16 protein-coding genes are annotated in these 16,119 nt (G+C 68.1%); 10 read left to right on the forward strand and 6 right to left on the reverse strand.

The window, feature by feature from the left end:
* Nucleotides 1-11: 11 nt before the first annotated feature.
* From G3I17_RS24890 to G3I17_RS24900, 3 genes are all read right to left on the reverse strand, one after another.
* A complete protein-coding gene (locus tag G3I17_RS24890) occupies nucleotides 12-530 on the reverse strand; it encodes a DNA polymerase ligase N-terminal domain-containing protein (protein ID WP_164600009.1) in 519 nt (172 codons plus the stop codon).
* An 89-nt stretch (nucleotides 531-619) separates the two neighbouring features.
* On the reverse strand, nucleotides 620-1,450 hold the full coding sequence (locus G3I17_RS24895; protein WP_164600010.1) for a SigB/SigF/SigG family RNA polymerase sigma factor: 831 nt from the start codon (nucleotides 1,448-1,450) through the stop codon (nucleotides 620-622).
* A 212-nt stretch (nucleotides 1,451-1,662) separates the two neighbouring features.
* A complete protein-coding gene (locus G3I17_RS24900; RefSeq protein ID WP_164600011.1) occupies nucleotides 1,663-2,526 on the reverse strand; it encodes a LysR family transcriptional regulator in 864 nt (287 codons plus the stop codon).
* A 365-nt stretch (nucleotides 2,527-2,891) separates the two neighbouring features.
* On the opposite strand from G3I17_RS24900, the gene G3I17_RS24905 reads away from it, so the two are divergent.
* Nucleotides 2,892-3,263 (forward strand): glyoxalase superfamily protein, encoded by a 372-nt coding sequence (locus tag G3I17_RS24905; RefSeq protein ID WP_164600012.1) that lies wholly within the window; start codon nucleotides 2,892-2,894, stop codon nucleotides 3,261-3,263.
* A gap of 262 nt (nucleotides 3,264-3,525) precedes the next feature.
* Nucleotides 3,526-3,699, forward strand: a complete 174-nt coding sequence (locus G3I17_RS24910; RefSeq protein ID WP_203590714.1) for a hypothetical protein — start codon at nucleotides 3,526-3,528, stop codon at nucleotides 3,697-3,699.
* Here G3I17_RS24910 and G3I17_RS24915 read toward each other — a convergent pair whose 3' ends face one another.
* Complete coding sequence (locus G3I17_RS24915; RefSeq protein WP_164600014.1) at nucleotides 3,700-5,505, reverse strand: AfsR/SARP family transcriptional regulator; 1,806 nt, start codon at nucleotides 5,503-5,505, stop codon at nucleotides 3,700-3,702.
* 95 nt (nucleotides 5,506-5,600) lie between these two features.
* Between G3I17_RS24915 and G3I17_RS24920 the strand changes: the two genes are divergently transcribed.
* The 6 genes from G3I17_RS24920 to G3I17_RS24945 all read left to right on the forward strand — a co-directional run bounded on the left by G3I17_RS24920 (nucleotide 5,601) and on the right by G3I17_RS24945 (nucleotide 10,759).
* The gene (locus G3I17_RS24920) at nucleotides 5,601-6,470 is read left to right on the forward strand and encodes an alpha/beta hydrolase (RefSeq protein WP_164600015.1); all 870 of its coding nucleotides are present in this window, start codon (nucleotides 5,601-5,603) and stop codon (nucleotides 6,468-6,470) included.
* A gap of 11 nt (nucleotides 6,471-6,481) precedes the next feature.
* On the forward strand, nucleotides 6,482-7,102 hold the full coding sequence (locus tag G3I17_RS24925; RefSeq protein ID WP_164600016.1) for a class I SAM-dependent methyltransferase: 621 nt from the start codon (nucleotides 6,482-6,484) through the stop codon (nucleotides 7,100-7,102).
* Nucleotides 7,103-7,124: 22 nt separating this feature from the next.
* Nucleotides 7,125-8,060, forward strand: coding sequence for a LysR family transcriptional regulator (locus G3I17_RS24930; RefSeq protein ID WP_164600017.1), 936 nt, complete (start codon nucleotides 7,125-7,127; stop codon nucleotides 8,058-8,060).
* A 99-nt stretch (nucleotides 8,061-8,159) separates the two neighbouring features.
* Nucleotides 8,160-8,909: an SDR family oxidoreductase gene (locus G3I17_RS24935; protein WP_164600018.1), complete on the forward strand. Its 750-nt coding sequence runs from the start codon at nucleotides 8,160-8,162 to the stop codon at nucleotides 8,907-8,909.
* A gap of 32 nt (nucleotides 8,910-8,941) precedes the next feature.
* Complete coding sequence (locus G3I17_RS24940; RefSeq protein ID WP_164600019.1) at nucleotides 8,942-9,832, forward strand: SDR family oxidoreductase; 891 nt, start codon at nucleotides 8,942-8,944, stop codon at nucleotides 9,830-9,832.
* A gap of 3 nt (nucleotides 9,833-9,835) precedes the next feature.
* Entirely contained in the window at nucleotides 9,836-10,759 is a 924-nt protein-coding gene (locus G3I17_RS24945; RefSeq protein ID WP_164600020.1) for an amidohydrolase family protein, read from the forward strand.
* Here the strand turns inward: G3I17_RS24945 and G3I17_RS24950 are convergent.
* Nucleotides 10,749-11,648 carry a TIGR03564 family F420-dependent LLM class oxidoreductase gene (locus G3I17_RS24950; protein WP_164600021.1) on the reverse strand — a complete coding sequence of 300 codons (900 nt, stop codon included), beginning with the start codon at nucleotides 11,646-11,648 and terminating at the stop codon, nucleotides 10,749-10,751. The genes G3I17_RS24945 and G3I17_RS24950 overlap by 11 nt on opposite strands.
* 88 nt (nucleotides 11,649-11,736) lie before the next feature.
* Between G3I17_RS24950 and G3I17_RS24955 the strand changes: the two genes are divergently transcribed.
* A complete protein-coding gene (locus G3I17_RS24955; protein ID WP_164600022.1) occupies nucleotides 11,737-12,612 on the forward strand; it encodes a LysR family transcriptional regulator in 876 nt (291 codons plus the stop codon).
* 128 nt (nucleotides 12,613-12,740) lie between these two features.
* On the opposite strand, the gene G3I17_RS24960 is transcribed toward G3I17_RS24955, so the two are convergent.
* Nucleotides 12,741-13,532, reverse strand: coding sequence for a hypothetical protein (locus tag G3I17_RS24960; RefSeq protein WP_164600023.1), 792 nt, complete (start codon nucleotides 13,530-13,532; stop codon nucleotides 12,741-12,743).
* Between the two features lie 229 nt (nucleotides 13,533-13,761).
* Between G3I17_RS24960 and G3I17_RS24965 the strand changes: the two genes are divergently transcribed.
* Nucleotides 13,762-16,023, forward strand: a complete 2,262-nt coding sequence (locus G3I17_RS24965; RefSeq protein WP_203590715.1) for an MDR family MFS transporter — start codon at nucleotides 13,762-13,764, stop codon at nucleotides 16,021-16,023.
* Nucleotides 16,024-16,119: the final 96 nt, after the last annotated feature.

Here is a 16,119-nt window from a genome sequence, read left to right on the forward strand (position 1 = left end):
GCTGCATCCGGTCAAGGTTGTGACTGATCACCCGAATGACCGGATTCGGCCATCTCCTCGATGGTCAGGCCGCTCAGAATGGAGCGCGGCTCGGCGGTGGTCAGGTCGAGACCGGGCTCGGCCGCCTCGTCGCGGACTTTGACGAGCAGCCAGTCGCCGTCCCGGCCGGTTCGGGTGAAGGCCCAGGAGCCGGTCAGCTTCACCCCTTGCAAGGCGAACCGGAAGTGCCCGCGCTCGATCGCGTCCGCGGGCTCGACGAGCTTGCGTGCCTTGTCCCGCGTCTGATTGGTGTAGTCGCCCGCGTCCCACACGATCACCGCGCCGCTGCCGTAGCGGGCTCCGGCGTGAACGCCCTCGTAGTTCGCATAGTCCATCGCGTGATCGTCGGTCGGCACCGCCAACCTCTTCACGGCCGGATCCAGCGAAGGCCCGCGCGGCACCGCCCACGACTTCAGTACGCCGTCGACTTCCAGCCGTACGTCGTAGTGCAACCGCCTGGCGTCATGCAACTGGACCACGAACACAGGCATCTAGAGCAACCCTCCGCAGGTGGTCCGCCGCGCAGACAAGTCTACGGCGGACCACCGCGTGGAGGGACGCTACCGGTCTGACGGGAGGGTCAGGCCGCGGCAGCGGCGGGGGGCTCGATCTGGTCGCGCAGGCGGTCGAGAATGCCGCGCAACAGCCGGGAGACCTGCATCTGGCTGACGCCGATCTCGGCGCCGATGTCGGCCTGGGTGTGACCCTCGACGAAGCGCAGCTCGAGGATCTTGCGCTCGCGCGGGGCGAGGTCGTTCAGCACCGGCTCGAGCATGGCGACCGCCTCGGTCTGCTCGAACGCGCTGTCCTCGTCGGCCGCGACTGTGTCGGCCAGGCTGGCCGTCGAGTCGCTGTCGAGCGGGCGATCCAGTGACAGTACGGAGAAGCAGCCGTCCGCGGCGAGCGCCGCCTCGACCTCGGCGACCGTGGTGCCGAGCCGCTCGGCGAGCTCCTCCAGGGTGGGATCGCGCTGCAGGTCCTGCACGAGCTGCGGCCGCGCGGCGGCGATCGAGCCCTGCAGCTCCTGCAGTCTGCGCGGGATCCGGACCGTCCAGGAACAGTCCCGGAAGTAGCGCTTCACCTCGCCGCGGATGGTCGGTACGGCGTAGGCGAGGAACGGGGTCTCGGTGTCGGGACGGTAGCTGCGGGCGGCCTTGACCAGCCCCAGGTAGGCGACCTGGTCGAGATCGTCGGATTCGACACCGCGGCCGCGGAACCGGCCGGCGATGCTGTGCGCGATCCCGAGATTCAACTCGATCGCTTCCTCCAGCAAAGACTGCCGGAGAGTTTCGTCAGTGGAGGCGGCGCGCTGGTCGAGAAGGGACCGGGTCAGAAGATCGCGCTGCTGCTTCGGGTCGCTGTGCTGCGACGGACTGCGGTGCTGCTTCGGTTCGGCAAGTACGGAAACCATGATTCTTGACCTCGCGACTATGAGTCACGGCGCGGCACATGTCTGGACCGCGGTCAATATCTGTTGAGTCATTCCTACCCTATGAATCTCGAAGTTATGCATCCGAGGACCGAACTACGCGGACCCGCAGCGTCGAGACGCGACGGAAACATCAACCCCGCTTGAAGAAACAGCGCCGTCCGAGGTTGTTCGGTAATCGGTCAAAGGTCGGACTAGTCCAGCGTGCGCAACACGGCGAGTGCCGCCGCCGGCGTGCGCGGTGAGTCACGCCAGCGCAGTGACCATCCGTAAGGAGGGACGCCTGCGGCGAGCGGCCGGACGACAATTCCCGCCGGATACTGGGTCGAGAGCAGCCCCAGAGCGACGCACTCGCCGGCCCGGACCAGGTCGGCGACAGAACCGTTGCTCGCGGGATGGCGGCGCGGTGCGAATCCCGCCGTACGGCAGCAAGCGAGCACGAACTCGTTCCACTCCGGCGCGAGATCGTCCCGCGGGAGGTAGTGCAGCTCGTCCGTCAGCTCCCGTACTGCGACGGACTCCGACGCCGCGAGTGGGTGCCGCTCGGGCAGCGCCACGCCGAGTGCTTCGCGACGGATGATGCGCTGCATGACTCCGTCGGGGCAGCGTGCGGTGGAGCCGCAGAGCGCCAGGTCGAGCTCACCGTCGAGCAGGCGTTGCTGTTGCTCGCGGGTGCCACGGCTGGTGATCTCCAACCGGAAGGTGGGCAGCCGGTCGCGAAGCCGGGCGAGTACTGCGCGAGGGGTGGCGAGATTTGTCTGCAGCAGGTCGATCCGGAGTACCTGATCGCGTTCGGCCGCGGCGGTGGCATCGGCGACGCCGGACTTGATCGCGTCGAGGGCGCCGCGAGCGTGCGGGAGGAAGGCGTCGCCTGCGGCGGTCAGCGTCACACCCCGCGGCGACCGGTTGAACAGTTGCGCCCCGAGCTGCGACTCGAGCCGGCGGATCTGGTTACTCAGGGCGGGTTGTGACACGTAGAGCCGGCGTGCCGCGGCGGTGAAATGCAGTTCCTCCGACATCACCAGGAAGTACCGCACCAGCCGTAAATCGACGTCCATACTTCTCGGGACCTTCCCCAGCCTCGACCGCCTGAAGGCTGCGACGTTAGTGCGCGGCACGGTCGCGCGTCGAGGGGTCGGTACGGAGAACACGAATCCCTTACACAGAACAAAAGAAACGGTCCGGTCGGGCTGTCGGTCGTTTGCCCGACAGTCAAGCTCCCGGACAGGTGCCGGCCCCGGCGCTGTCTGCTCAACGCCGGGGCCGATGGCAACCGTTACTTGCTATCTTCCAGTGCCCTTCAAGTCCGATCTGAATCAGAGGCGCCGGTGACGGCAAGCGCCTGATCGAGTAGCGGACAGAAGGTGACCGCTACTCGCGGTACGTTCGGGGAACGCGCAAGCCGATCGGGAGGAAAGACAAGATGGACTGGAAGCTGGAGCTGGTCTCGGTGCCGGTGTCGGACGTGGACCGGGCCAAGGAGTTCTACACCGCGAAGATCGGTTTCAACGCCGACCACGACCACCAGGTCAGCGACGAAATCCGGTTCGTTCAGCTGACGCCGCCGGGGTCGGCGTGCTCGATCGCCATCGGCACGGGGATGCCGCAGGCCGAGCCGGGGTCGGTCCGCGGTCTGCAGGTGGTCGTCGCGGATGTCACCGCCGCCCGGGCCGAGCTGGCCGGCCGTGGGGTCGAGGTCAGCGAGGTGCAGGACTTCCCGTGGGGACGCTTCGTCTTCTTCGACGACCCCGACGGCAACGGCTGGGCCCTGCAGCAGCTCCCCGACTACAGCTGACTTAAGGACGAACAGTTCGAAAAGTCCTTACCTGGTTGGGAATGAACGCGGGGTTTCCGGTGTTCGGACAGTTCGAGATACCGCTGGGTTCCGGGTGGTAACCGGTTGTAAGGTGGCCTTTGGTTGAGCAGCCAGCCGGCGTTGGATGCGTCGACGACTGCGGTCCCTGCCGAGGACGACTATGGCCGATCTGCATCACCACCCCATCCCTGCTGCACGACGCCGCAAATCCGTCACCGCCCCTGTTCAGAAGTCTGGTGCCATGTCTGTTGCCACCCCGGTGCGTCCGGCGAGTTCGCGGCCGGAAGCCGTCCAGGTCCAACTAGGCGGTCGCTGGATCGCCGGTCAGGCGCTGGCTCAGCGCAGTGGCGAGGTTCTGGTCAGCCATCACGGCCACTTGGTCTGGGTCGACCAGCACTCGGTCCGCAAACCGTAATCACAGGGCAGTAGTTCCGAGCCTGGCGAGACGTCGACGGAGTTCGTCGACGTAGTACCTGACGGGCCCGAGGTCGACGAGGCCGCTGCCCGCGGCGAGCTCGTCCGCGGCCGGGGTCAGAGCTTTGAGCGCTCGCTGCATCGTGGCGTAGTCGTCCTGCTCGAAGGCCGCTTGGGCGATCAGGCACCAGCGGGCCTCGAGAAGAAGATCGGCCCGTGGGGTGCCGTCCGGCGTCGTCTTGTCCAGGGCGAGTTGGCGCAAGTCCTCCTCGAGCATGCCGGGCATTCCGGCACCTTCCAGTAGTACTGCGGCCCCCCGGTATGCCGCTGGGTCGCCCGAGCGCATTGCGCGGTACCAGGTGGTGAAGACGGCGACCAGAGGCAGCTCGAAGCGTTGGGCGAGAGTGTCGGCAGCGGTGGCGTGGCTGTCGGCGCCGGGGAAGTCGCCCAGCGCACTGCGCGCTTGCAGCCGGATGAGATGGCCCAGTACTTCGTAGGTGGCCAGATCGTGGCGGCTGGACAGAGTGATCAGCTCGGCGCCGATCAGGTCGCGTTCCGGGGCCAGGCCGGCTCGGTAGAAGGTCTGCATGAACAGGCCATTCAGGGCGAAGGCCAGTAGGGCCGGGTCTTCCAGCTGTCTTGCGAGCTCTACTGCTTCTTGCGCGGCTGCTAGGCCCCGGGTGCTGTCGAGCCCGCGTGATTCGATCGCCACTGTGGCCAGCAGGCGAGCCCGGGCTGCTCGCAGGGTTATCGCAGGCAGGGTGCGCTCTGCGGCTGCCACGATCTCGTCGGCTTGCTGCTGGTCGTCGGAGCGCGTCCAGATCGCCGGTACGTCGTACAGGCCGATCACTCGCGCTGTCAGCTCGGGATCGCCCAGCTCCTCAGCGGCGGTGATGGCGGCCAGTCTGTGTTCGCGGGCCGCCTCGAGGCCGCTGCCTCCGGTCACTGCGAGGTTGCGGAGGAGTCCGACGGTCGACTCCAGCCTTGCTCGCGCGCTGGAGGCCACTGTGCGGTCGTAGGCGGCAGTGGCTTGAGCCCAGACTCGCCCGGCCGCCAGCGGGTCCAGGTGGTCGGCCTGGTTGAGGATGTCCGTCTCCAGTCGCTGCAACGCGGGGCTGGGGTCGACACCGAGTTGCTCGACGAGCAGGGTGCGCGCGTTGCGGAGTACTGCGAGGGCGTCGCCCTGGCGGTCTGAGCGGTAGAGGGCCAGCGCGAGTAGACGCCAGGCGTCCTCTCGCCAGGGGTGCTCGGTCACATGGGCGTCCAGAGCCGGTACTGCGTCTGCTGCCAGGCCTAGCGCGAGCCGTGCTTCGGCCTGGCGTTCGATGGCGGTCAACCTGAGCTCCGCGAGTTTGGCGCGCTCGGCGTGGGCCCAAGGCGCGTCGGCGAACTCCGCATAGGCAGGGCCTCGCCACCAGGTCAGTGCTTCTTCCAAGCCTTCGAGTACTGCCTCGGGTGGGTGGTTCGCAGTACTGGCGAGCACTTGCTCGAAGCGCCAGGCGTCGACGTCGGTCGCCTTCAGGGCGTAGCCCGGGCCTTCGGTGATGAGCAGCTCGGCCGGTGTGCGGGCGGGACGGTCGGGCTCGAGCGCTCTGCGGAGGGCAGCGACGAAGGTGCGGATCGAGCTGGTCGCGCCGTCGGGTGGGACCGTCCAGAGGTCGGCAACGAGCGAGTCGACCGGGACGACGCGGCCGCGGGCGACGATCAGGCGGGCGAGCACCGCACGATGACGCGGGCCTTTGAGGGCGAGCTCAGTGCCGTCCCGCCAGGCCGTGACCGGTCCAAGTACGCCGAAGACCACCTGCACCCGTTCACCGTATAGCGCTGCTCATCGGATGCTCATCGGCGCGCGGCAGCCTTGGTCAGGTGGCACCGCGTCAGGTGTCAGACGAAAGGACAACGATGACCATCCCCGGTTTCGACTATCAGCGCATCGAGGTCGCCGACGGTGTCTCGCTCAACGCGGCCGTCAGTGGCAGCGGCAGTGCGATCGTGCTTTTGCACGGCTTCCCGCAGACCCACTTGATCTGGCGGCACGTCGCTGCCGAGCTGGCGGTCGACCACACGGTGATCTGCCCCGATCTGCGCGGCTACGGCGCCAGCGACAAGCCGGCGGAGACGGACGGTACGACGTACTCGAAGCGCACGATGGCGGCAGACATCGTGGCGCTGGCCGCCGCCCTGGGCCACGAACGGTTCGCTCTGGTGGGGCATGACCGGGGTGCGCTCGTGGCGTTCCGGGCGGGGCTCGATCACCCGGACAAGGTCACCCACCTGGCCTGCCTCGACGTGCTGCCGACGGTGGACATGTGGGACGCGATGCACGGCGTCAACGCGGCCGTCGCCTTCCACCTGTACCTGATGGCGCAGCCGCCCGGCCTGCCCGAGCAACTGATCGCCGCCGCGCCGGACGCCTTCTTCGGTTACTTCCTGGACCTGTGGATCAAGGATCCCTCGGCGATCCCGGCCGACATCCGTGCCGCGTACCTGAAGGCATCCCGCGAGGCAGTCCCGTCGATCGTCGCCGACTACCACGCCAGCGCCGGCATCGACCTCGAGCACGACCGCGAAGACCTTGCTGCTGGCAACAAGTTGCGGATGCCCGTCGCGGTGGTCCAGCAAGACTGGGGCACGGCGCTGGGCTTCGACGCCGCCGCACTTTGGTCTGCCTGGGCGCCCGACCTCCAGCACTCCACCACCACGGCCGGCCACTTCATGGCCGAAGAGTCCCCCGAAGAAATCGCCAAGACGATCAGGGCACTCACCAACTAGCCTCCAGAGCTATGGACAACGAGGCGGCGAAAGAGCTGGTCCGACGCGGCTACGACGCACTGTCGACCCAGTACGACGAGGCGTTCGACGGCGAGACGAAGTACGGGCCGTGGCTGGCGGAGTTGCTTGATCGGCTTCTGGTGCCGAGCAGGGTCCTCGACCTGGGCTGCGGCTCAGGGGTGCCGGTGGCGCTCACACTCGCTGAGGCCGGCCACCAGGTGACTGGTGTCGACCTCAGCGAAGTACAGGTGAAGCGGGCGCGGAAGCGCGTTCCAGCGGCGACCTTCCTCCAGGAGGATGCCGCCAAGGTGGACTTTCCGCCGGGTGGGTTCGACGCGGTGGTCTGCCTGTACGCGCTGATCCACATCCCGCTTGACGAGCAGCAAACGTTGCTGCGGCGGATAGGCGAGTGGGTGCGGCCGGGCGGGCTCTTCGTGGCGACTGTGGGCTCTGGTGCGTGGACCGGCTCCGAGGAGAACTGGCTCGGAGGCGAGGTGCCGATGTGGTGGAGCCAGGCTGACGCCTCCACGACCCGGGGCTGGATCGAGGAGGCGGGCTTCGTGGTGGAGCGCGAGGAGTTCGTGCCCGAGGAAAACAGTGGGCACATGCTCCTTTGGACTGCCCGCGGCTGAAAGGTCGGGCAGACTCTGGGGCGTGGAGTTGCGGCAGCTGGAGTACTTCGTGGCGGTGGCGCACGAGCGGAGTTTCACGCTCGCTGCGCGGCGGCTGCATGTGGTGCAGAGCGCGGTCAGCGCGGCGATCGCCTCGCTCGAGCGGGATCTCAAGGTCACGCTGTTCGAGCGCAACGCGCAGCGCGTAGTACTGACGGAAGCCGGTACTGCGCTGCTGCCCGAGGCGCTGGCCGTGATGGATGCCGTCCAGGGCGCGCGGGATGTGGTCGACGAGCTGGGCGCCGGGATGCGCGGATCGGTTCGGGTCGGGCTGCTGCCTGGGCTCGGGCTGATCGATCTGCCCGCCGCGGCCGGTGAGTTCCGCCGGCGCTACCAGAACGTCGAGCTGCAGTTGCGGGTCGAGCCCGAGGGGTCGGCCGGCGTCATCGTGGGGCTGCGCAACGGGGACATCGACGTCGGCTTCCTCGGCGTCGGCGCGGGCAGCGCGCCGAGGGACCTCACCGCTTGGGAGCTGCTCAAGGTGCCGCAGGTGCTCGCGGTGCCGACCGGTCATCGGCTGGCGCGCAAGCGGTCCGTCACGCTGGCCGACCTCGCCGACGAAGCGTTCGTGGACTTCCCGCCCGGCTTCGGCACCAGGGTGCTGATCGACCAGAAGTTCGAGGCGGCCGGGATCGAGCGGCACGTGGTGGTGGAGGCGCTCGGGATCGACAACGGCGTGCAGTTCGTCCGGCACGGCGTCGGGCTGGCGATCCTGCCCGGGTACGCGGTGGCGGGTGACGAGAAGATCCGCTCGCTCCCGATCCTCGACGAGGACTTCCGCTGGTCGCTCTATATGGCAACCCTGCGCAAACGGAAGCCGTCGGCAGCTCTGCGGGCGCTGCTCGGCCTGGTGACGGCCCACCTGCAGCACCCCGACGGAACCGAGCTCGGCGCCGCTTTGGTGGATCAACAAAACTGATTCATCCATCGAGTTGAGTCGTTGGACTTGATGCTTCCTCCGCCGCAAGATCTAGGTGTCAGCAAGAAACGAGACACCAGGATCTGAGGAGTGAAGACGATGACAGAGAAGGCAACCACCGCCGAGCGGGTCGCGATCGTGACCGGGGGCTCGCGGGGGATCGGCCGGGAGACGGCCGCCCGGCTCGGGCGTGAAGGTTTCGCGGTAGTGGTGACGTACGGCGGTGGCGCCGCGGAGGCCGAAGAGGCCGTCAAGGAGGTCGAGCAGGCGGGCGGACGGGCCATCGCGGTCCAGGCCGACGTCGCCGACGAGACTGCGGTGAGCGCGCTGTTCGACCGGGCCGAGAAAGCCTTCGGCGGTGTCGACGTGGTCATCCACGCGGCCGGCATCATGCCGCTGGCGCCGCTGGCCGATCTCGACCTCGCCGTCTTCGACCAGGTCATCCGGACCAACCTGCGCGGGACCTTCGTGGTCGACCAGCAGGCCGCTCGCCGGGTCCGCAACGGTGGCGCGATCATCAACATCTCCAGCTCGCTCACCAAGATCGCCCGTCCCGGCTACTCGGCGTACGCCGCCTCCAAGGGTGGCGTCGAGGCGATCACCCTGATCCTCGCCCGCGAGCTGCGCGGCCGCGACATCACCGTGAACGCGGTCGCCCCCGGCCCGACCGCGACCGCCCTGTTCTTCGACGGCAAGCCGCAGGAACTGATCGACCGGATCGCCGCCGAGCCGCCGCTCGAGCGCCTCGGCCAGCCCGAGGACATCGCCGAGATCATCAACTTCCTGGCCGGCCCGGCCCGCTGGATCAACGGCCAGGTCATCTACGCCAACGGTGGTTCGGCCGCCTGACCGGCCGGCCGAACGGAAAAGGAAAACCTGAGATGAGCAAGACGATCCTGATCAGTGGTGCTTCCAGCGGTTTCGGCGCCCTCACCGCCCACGCGCTCGCCGACGCCGGCCACATCGTGTACGCCGGAATGCGCGGCGTCGCCGGGCACAACGCGGAGGCAGCGGCCGAGGTCAAGCGGTACTCCGAAGAGCACAATGTCGACCTCCGCGCCGTCGAACTCGACGTGAGCACCGACGAGTCCACCCAGCTGGCCGTGCAGACGGTGATCGGCGAGCAGGGCAAGCTCGATGTACTGATCCACAACGCCGGTCACATGGTCCTGGGCCCGGCCGAGGCATTCACCCCCGAGCAGCTGGCCGATATCTACGACACCAACGTCGTCGGCACCCAGCGCCTCAACCGGGCGGCCCTGCCGCATTTGCGCGAGCAGCGCGACGGACTGGTCGTCTGGGTCGGCAGCTCGAGCACCCGCGGCGGCACCCCGCCGTACCTGGCTCCGTACTTCGCGGCGAAAGCCGGTATGGACGCCCTTGCCGCGAGCTATGCCCTGGAGCTGGCCAGGTTCGGCATCGAGACCAGCATCATCGTGCCGGGCGCCTTCAGCAGCGGCACCAACCACTTCGCCCACAGCGGCAAGCCGAATGACGTCGAGGTGGCCGCCGCCTACGAGGAGAAGTACGCCGGCCTGATGGATCAGGTCGCGCAGAAGCTGGCGGAGATGGAGCCCGAGTGGGCTGATGTGGCCGAGGTGGCCAAGGCGATCGTGACCGTGGTCGGCACCGAGAAGGGCCGCCGCCCGTTCCGCGTGCACATCGACCCGTCCGACGACGGCGCCGCGGTGGTCAACCCGGTGGCCGACCGGGTCCGCGTCGAGCTCCTGCGCCGGATCGGGCTGGAAGACCTGCTGCACCCGACGGCCTGATTCATGGAGCCGACGCTGATCGACGTCCACGCGCACTTCCTGCTCCCCGACTACGTCGCTGCCGCCGAGCGGGCCGGGCATCTGCGGCCCGACGGTTTGCCGGCCTGGCCGGAGTGGAGCGTGCAGCGGCACCTCGACCTGATGGACGGCACCGGGATCGCCAAGTCGGTGCTCTCGGTGTCGTCCCCGGGGGTGCACTTCGGCGACGACTTCCGGGCCCAGGTGCTGGCCCGGCGGGTCAACGAAGCGGCGGCCGAGCTGACGAGGCGGTACCCCCGCCGGTTCGGGTTCTTCGCGAGTCTGCCGCTTCCGGATGTCGACGGCGCGCTGGTGGAAGCGCAGTACGCGCTGGACGTACTGCATGCGGATGGCGTCGTACTGACGAGCAATGCGGGTGGGCAGTACCCGGGGGACCCGTCCTGGGATCAGCTGTGGCGGGAGCTGAACGACAGGTCCGCAGTGGTGTTCCTGCACCCCACCTCTCCGCCACAGTGGCGACAGGTCGCACTGGACCGCCCGCGGCCGATGATCGAGTTCCTGTTCGACAGTGCGCGAGCAGTGGCCGACCTGGCGTTGACAGGGATCTTCAGCCGCTACCCGAAGGTCAAGTTCATCGTCACCCACGCCGGTGGGGTACTGCCGCTACTAGGCGACCGACTCGACCGCTACCGCGCCACAGCAACCTCGGACGACCTGCCTAGCGTGACGTCCCAGCTGCAGGAACTCTGGTACGACGTAGCCGGGACGTCTGTCCCGCAGCAACTGCCCGTGGATCACCTGCTCTACGGCAGCGACTACTGCTTCACCCCAGCCGAAGCAGTCACGGCACAGCTCACCGCGCTCGACCACTCCCCAACCGCCGCCAACTGGCGAGCCCGAACGACGGCCAACGCAGTACAGCTGCTCGGTGACCTCGTCAGCTTGTGAACGTTGCGGTGAGTGAGTGGGCGAAGGCGATCGTCCGGGCCTGGTCTTCCGCAGTACCGACCGGAGCGATCATGAACTCCGTGGCGCCCGCGTCGGCGAAGCGCTGGAGCTGACGCAAGACCTCGGCCTCGTCACCCAGTACTGCGGTGTCCTCCGGCCCGGCAGCGGAACCCCGATCGAGGATCGCGCGGTAAGCGGGCAGGGAACCCGCCATCCCGTAGTGGTCCCTGATCCACTGATGGGCGGCAGCCGGCTCGCTGGTGACGGCGACACAGACGCAGGCGATGATCTCCTTGCCAGGTGCGGCCTTGTCGAGGGTCGGCCGGATGTAGTCGGCGATCACCTCAGGCCCTGCCCAGCTGGTGATCGTGCCGGCGGTCAGCTCACCCGCGATCTGCAGCATGCGGGGACCCAGGGCGGCGACGAGCAACTCGGGAGCCAGGGCGCCGTCGATCGCCACCCGCCCTTTCGCGGTGAGCTTGGCGCCTTCGACATCGACGGGTTCGCCGGCCAGGAGGGGCGCCAGTATTTCGACGTACGAGCGCAGGTACTTCGCCGGCTGGTCCATCGACAGTCCGTACTGTCCCTCCACGATGACCGGATGGCTCGAGCCGATGCCGAGCGTCAGCCGATTGCCCGTCGCGGCCTGCACGCTGAGTGCCTGCGCGGCCAGTGCCAGCGGGTGCCGGGGATAGATCGGTACGACGCCGACGCCGAACCGGATGCGGGGTACCAGCGGTGCGAGGGCGGTGATCAGTGAGAGCGAGTCCCAGCCGTCGCGCTGGCTGAACCAGATCCGGCTGATGCCGTGGTCCTGCGCGGCCCGGGCGTCCGCGGCGATCTCGTCGAGCCGGCGGGCGGCGTCTTCGATCCAGAGTCCGATTCTCATGTCCACCAGTCAACGGGGGCCAGGTCTTAGCACCAAGACCCGATTACGCTGTTCAGTGATAAGGAATCGTGATCGATGGAGGCCTGCCATGGAGCTGCGGCAACTCCGGTACTTCGTGACCGTCGCCGAGGAACTGCACTTCGGCAAGGCCGCCGAGCGGCTCGCCATCGTTCAGCCGGCCGTGAGCCAGCAGGTCGCCCGGCTCGAACGCGAACTCGGCCTGCGGTTGCTCGACCGGTCGTCGCGACGCGTCACGCTGACCGGTGATGGCGAGCGGATGCTCCGGGAAGCCCGGGCGGTGCTGGCCGCGGCGGATCGCGCCGCCGAGGTGGCGGCGGAGCTGGCGACAGGGCGGGCCGGCGTACTCCGGATCGGGTCGAGCCCCGGGTTGCGAGAGCGGTTGGATCGCGGGCTGTCCGCGCTGCGAGAGGCCGTGCCGGGGATCGAGATCAAACTCGGCTCGCGACCGCCGGCCGAGCAGGTGGAGGCGGTACGGACCGGCGAGCTCGACGTCGCTTTCGTCCGTGGCCCGGTGGCGGCGGCCGGAGTACGGGGTATCCCGCTGTGGGAGGAGCCGTTGTCGGTGCTGCTCCCGTCGGAGTACGGGGCCGAGGGTGGCGTGAAGCTGATCGACCTCGCCGGGTTGCCGTTGCGACTGCCGTCCAGGACCGACGATCCGACCCTGACCGATCGCCTGCTGGCCGCCTGCCGGGAGGCCGGGTTCGAACCGCTGTCCGGGCGTCCGGTGAACAACTTCGAGGACACGGTCGTCGAGATGACCAATGGCTCCCCGGCCTGGACCGTTGTCTACGGCAACGCTTGCGAATCCTCCGGTGGGCCGTTGTGGATGGGCCCACTCGATCCACCACTGTCGGTCACCGGGCAACTCGTCGTACGGGAGGGTCCTGGATCAGTTTGCGTGGATGTGCTGCTGAAGGCCTTCAGCAGCCAGCCCGTTTCCTGAGATGGCCGGCCCTCGGAAGCGTTTCCAGGCGTACAGTTCACACCTGTTGAGTAATCAACAAGATGCCCCGGTGGTGCTGTCAGGGCCCGCCGGGGCCATCAGCTGAACAGCACCGACCGGGGAACCGATCAGCGGCCGGCGGTGTTCGTGGACCAGACCGGGGTACGGCCGTAAACGATCACGGCGTTGCCGTCGTTCTGCAGCACCAGCACCGAACCCTTGCGGGCGGTCGAGGAGTGCCACAGCGCCACCTTCTTCGCGCTGTAGACGACCAGGTTGCCGTCGGCCTGCATCACCGCGAACGCGCCCGGGTGGCCACCGGTCTTCGAGCTCCACAGGATGGTCTTGTTCTTCGTCAGCACCAGGTTGCCGTCGGACTGCATGTCGAGGCGGTAGATCCGGTTCAGCGAGATCATCAGCTGGTAAGGCTGCAGGACGCGGTTGGACCCGAGGGTCCCGATGACCATGTTCTTGTACCAGACCGCTTTGCCGCGGGTGTTGTAGATCACCAGGTTGTTGTCGTTCTGCACCGCGAGCGCGGCACCCGTGCTGCCGCTGGTGTTGCTGGCCCAGACCTTGGTCCGGCCGTAGACGACGACCAGGTTGCCGTCGGCCTGCATGACCAGGACGGAACCCTTCCTGTTCGTCGCCGTGCTCCACAGCGCGGTCCGGCCCTTGATCAGTACCGCGTTGCCGTCGGCCTGCATGACGAAGGTGTAGACGCCGTTCTTCGACCGGATGTACTGACCCGCCTTCAGCGACTTGCCCGGCCGGAGCACGTCGGTGACCGCCACAGCCTGAGTGGAGTCGGTGGTCGCAGCGGTGGCAACGGTGGGAGCCAGCAGGGTCGCTCCGGCGGCTGCAGCGCCCGCCATGACGAGCGCGAGCGCCCGGGTGCCGGCCTTGAGGGTCGGGATCATCAGTTCTCCGTCTGTTCTAGTCATTGGTTCGCGCGTCAGGGTGCCACAGGGTGGAGGCCGACTGGGATCCTTTCGATCAGCAGGCCTATTGTTGTGTCTTGCAACCAACTTTTTGGTCCGGGTGAGGCCTCGCCGTAGGGCGAGGTGCCGGCCGTACTCCTCCGCCCCGAGGCTGCTCGATCAGCTGCTTCGGCCCTGTTCGACCAGCGCGCAGGAGAACGGACACCCGATGTCTGCCACCCAGACCTTGTCACCGCCGACCGCCCCGCCCACAACACCGCCCACAACACCAGCCGCCGGGCCGCCGCCTGCCGCGCCCGTGCTGACGCATCGGGAGATCCTCGAGATCCTGGCCGGGCTGCTCGCCGCGCTGTTCACCGCGATCCTCAGCTCGACCATCGTCAGCAACGCGCTGCCGACGATCATCGCCGACCTGGAGGGGTCGCAGACGCAGTACACCTGGGTGATCACCGCCAGCCTGCTCGCGATGACCGTGTCGACGCCGGTCTGGGGCAAGCTCTCCGACCTGATGAGCAAGAAGCTGCTCGTGCAGGTCGCGATCATCTTGTTCGTCATCGGCTCGGTGCTGGCCGGTATGGCGCACAACGTGCCCTTCCTGATCGGCGCCCGCGTCCTGCAGGGTCTCGCGATGGGCGGGCTGATGGCGTTGGCCCAGGCGATCATCGGTGCCGCGATCCCACCCCGCGACCGCGGCCGGTACTCCGGCTACATGGGTGCCGTGATGGCGCTGGCGACCGTCAGCGGTCCGCTCATCGGCGGGATCATCGTCGACACGTCCTGGCTCGGTTGGCGTTGGTGCTTCTACGTCTGCGTACCGCTCGCCGTGATCAGCCTGATCGTGCTGCAGCGGTACCTGCAACTGCCGGTGATCAAGCGCAAGGTGAAGCTCGACTACCTCGGCGCGATCCTGATCAGCGGCGCGGCCAGCCTCCCGCTGATCTGGGTGTCATTCGCCGGTACACACTTCGCCTGGTGGTCGTGGGAGACCGGCGCGTACCTCGGTGGTGCTGCGCTGCTCGCCCTGCTCGCGGTCGTCGTCGAGACCAGGGCGAGCGAGCCGCTGGTGCCGATGGGAGTGGTGCGCGAGCGGACCACCGCGCTGGCGATCCTGGCCAGCCTCGCGGTCGGTATCGCGATGTTCGGCAGCGCGGTCTTCCTCGGTCAGTACTTCCAGGTCGCGCGGGGTTACAGCGCGACCGAGGCCGGGTTGCTGACGATCCCGATGATGTTCGGGTCGTTCCTCGGATCGGTCGGGGCCGGCCAGCTGATCTCCCGGTTCGGCAAGTGGAAGCGGTACCTCGTCCTGGGTGGGCTGTTCCTGGCGGCCGGGCTCGGGGTGCTCGGCACGATCGACCACCTCAGCCCGTACTGGTACGTCGGCCTGGGCATGCTCTCGATGGGCATCGGGATGGGCATGATGATGCAGAACCTCGTGCTCGCCGTGCAGAACACGGTCGACGTCAGCGAGGTCGGCGCGGCCAGCGCGTCGGTGACCTTCTTCCGCAGCCTCGGCGGTGCAGTCGGCGTCTCGGTACTGGGCGCGGTGCTCGCGACGCGGGTCAAGGACCTGATCGCCGAGAACCTCCGCGCGCTCGGGCCCGACGGTGCGTCAGCGGCTCGGGCGTTGCAGGACGGATCGGGTACGAGCGTGCTCGACGTCGGATCGCTCCCGCCGCAACTGGCCGACATCGTCAGGCACGCGTACGGCGATGCGACCGGCCGGATCTTCCTGATCGCGGCCGGCGCTGCGGTGGTGAGCTTGCTGGCGGTGCTGTTCATCCGCGAGGTGCCCTTGCGGACAACGGTGTCGATGACGGGCGAGGACGTAGTACCGGGTGATCTCGCGGCGGCAGCTGATGAGACGGAGAGTCCTGGCGTGGTGCCCGCGTCGGATGATCCGGCTGATCGGGCCGCGGTGGTGGCGCTGGATGTGATCACCTCGGCCGAGCGGACCGCGCGCGAGCGGGAGCGGGAGGCCAGCGAGCGAGTGCAGGCGGCCGCGACGGTCATCCGGCAGATGCGCACGGATGTCGCTGACCTCTTCACCCGGGTCGACCAGCAGATCGCGGAGTTGGAATCGACGCTCCCGGGCGAGGTGGAGCCCGGCAGCCCGGCCGCAGTACTGATGGACGCGCAGCACTCGGACGGCGAACTGGTCGACGAGCTACGCCGCTACGAGTTGAGTGTCCTGAGCGCCAGCCAGCGAACAGCCGACCACCTCCGCGAAGCCGCCCGCACCGAAGCTGACGAGTTGCTGGCGACGGCTCGCGAGGAAGAGGAGGCGATCCGCCACCGCATCGCCGACCTGGAGGCAGTCGAACACCGCCTCCTCGGCACCATCCGAGACGGCCTCTCCAACACCCCCGCCCCACCCGCCTCCCCACCGCCCGCCATCACCACCCCGAACCGCGACCACGACCACGCAACCAACGGCTACCCCGCAGACCACGACCGCCAAGCCTTCGGCTAACCCCACCCGCACCACGATGTGGCGACTTTGTGCACGGGGTGAGCATGGGATCGGCGGATTGATGGCTAGGCGGTGCACAAAGTGGCGTCTTGGGTA

This window comes from Streptomyces sp. SID13031 (assembly GCF_010548305.1).
Taxonomy (GTDB): domain Bacteria; phylum Actinomycetota; class Actinomycetes; order Propionibacteriales; family Kribbellaceae; genus Kribbella.

What these genes read in the sequence shown, in the direction of transcription:
- G3I17_RS24890 (WP_164600009.1), bottom strand. Translation starts at nt 530, where the DNA reads ATGCCTGTGTTCGTGGTCCAGTTGCATGACGCCAGGCGGTTGCACTAC.
- G3I17_RS24895 (WP_164600010.1), bottom strand. Translation starts at nt 1,450, where the DNA reads ATGGTTTCCGTACTTGCCGAACCGAAGCAGCACCGCAGTCCGTCGCAG.
- G3I17_RS24900 (WP_164600011.1), bottom strand. Translation starts at nt 2,526, where the DNA reads ATGGACGTCGATTTACGGCTGGTGCGGTACTTCCTGGTGATGTCGGAG.
- G3I17_RS24905 (WP_164600012.1), top strand. Translation starts at nt 2,892, where the DNA reads ATGGACTGGAAGCTGGAGCTGGTCTCGGTGCCGGTGTCGGACGTGGAC.
- G3I17_RS24910 (WP_203590714.1), top strand. Translation starts at nt 3,526, where the DNA reads ATGTCTGTTGCCACCCCGGTGCGTCCGGCGAGTTCGCGGCCGGAAGCC.
- G3I17_RS24920 (WP_164600015.1), top strand. Translation starts at nt 5,601, where the DNA reads ATGACCATCCCCGGTTTCGACTATCAGCGCATCGAGGTCGCCGACGGT.
- G3I17_RS24925 (WP_164600016.1), top strand. Translation starts at nt 6,482, where the DNA reads ATGGACAACGAGGCGGCGAAAGAGCTGGTCCGACGCGGCTACGACGCA.
- G3I17_RS24935 (WP_164600018.1), top strand. Translation starts at nt 8,160, where the DNA reads ATGACAGAGAAGGCAACCACCGCCGAGCGGGTCGCGATCGTGACCGGG.
- G3I17_RS24940 (WP_164600019.1), top strand. Translation starts at nt 8,942, where the DNA reads ATGAGCAAGACGATCCTGATCAGTGGTGCTTCCAGCGGTTTCGGCGCC.
- G3I17_RS24945 (WP_164600020.1), top strand. Translation starts at nt 9,836, where the DNA reads ATGGAGCCGACGCTGATCGACGTCCACGCGCACTTCCTGCTCCCCGAC.
- G3I17_RS24950 (WP_164600021.1), bottom strand. Translation starts at nt 11,648, where the DNA reads ATGAGAATCGGACTCTGGATCGAAGACGCCGCCCGCCGGCTCGACGAG.
- G3I17_RS24955 (WP_164600022.1), top strand. Translation starts at nt 11,737, where the DNA reads ATGGAGCTGCGGCAACTCCGGTACTTCGTGACCGTCGCCGAGGAACTG.
- G3I17_RS24960 (WP_164600023.1), bottom strand. Translation starts at nt 13,532, where the DNA reads ATGATCCCGACCCTCAAGGCCGGCACCCGGGCGCTCGCGCTCGTCATG.
- G3I17_RS24965 (WP_203590715.1), top strand. Translation starts at nt 13,762, where the DNA reads ATGTCTGCCACCCAGACCTTGTCACCGCCGACCGCCCCGCCCACAACA.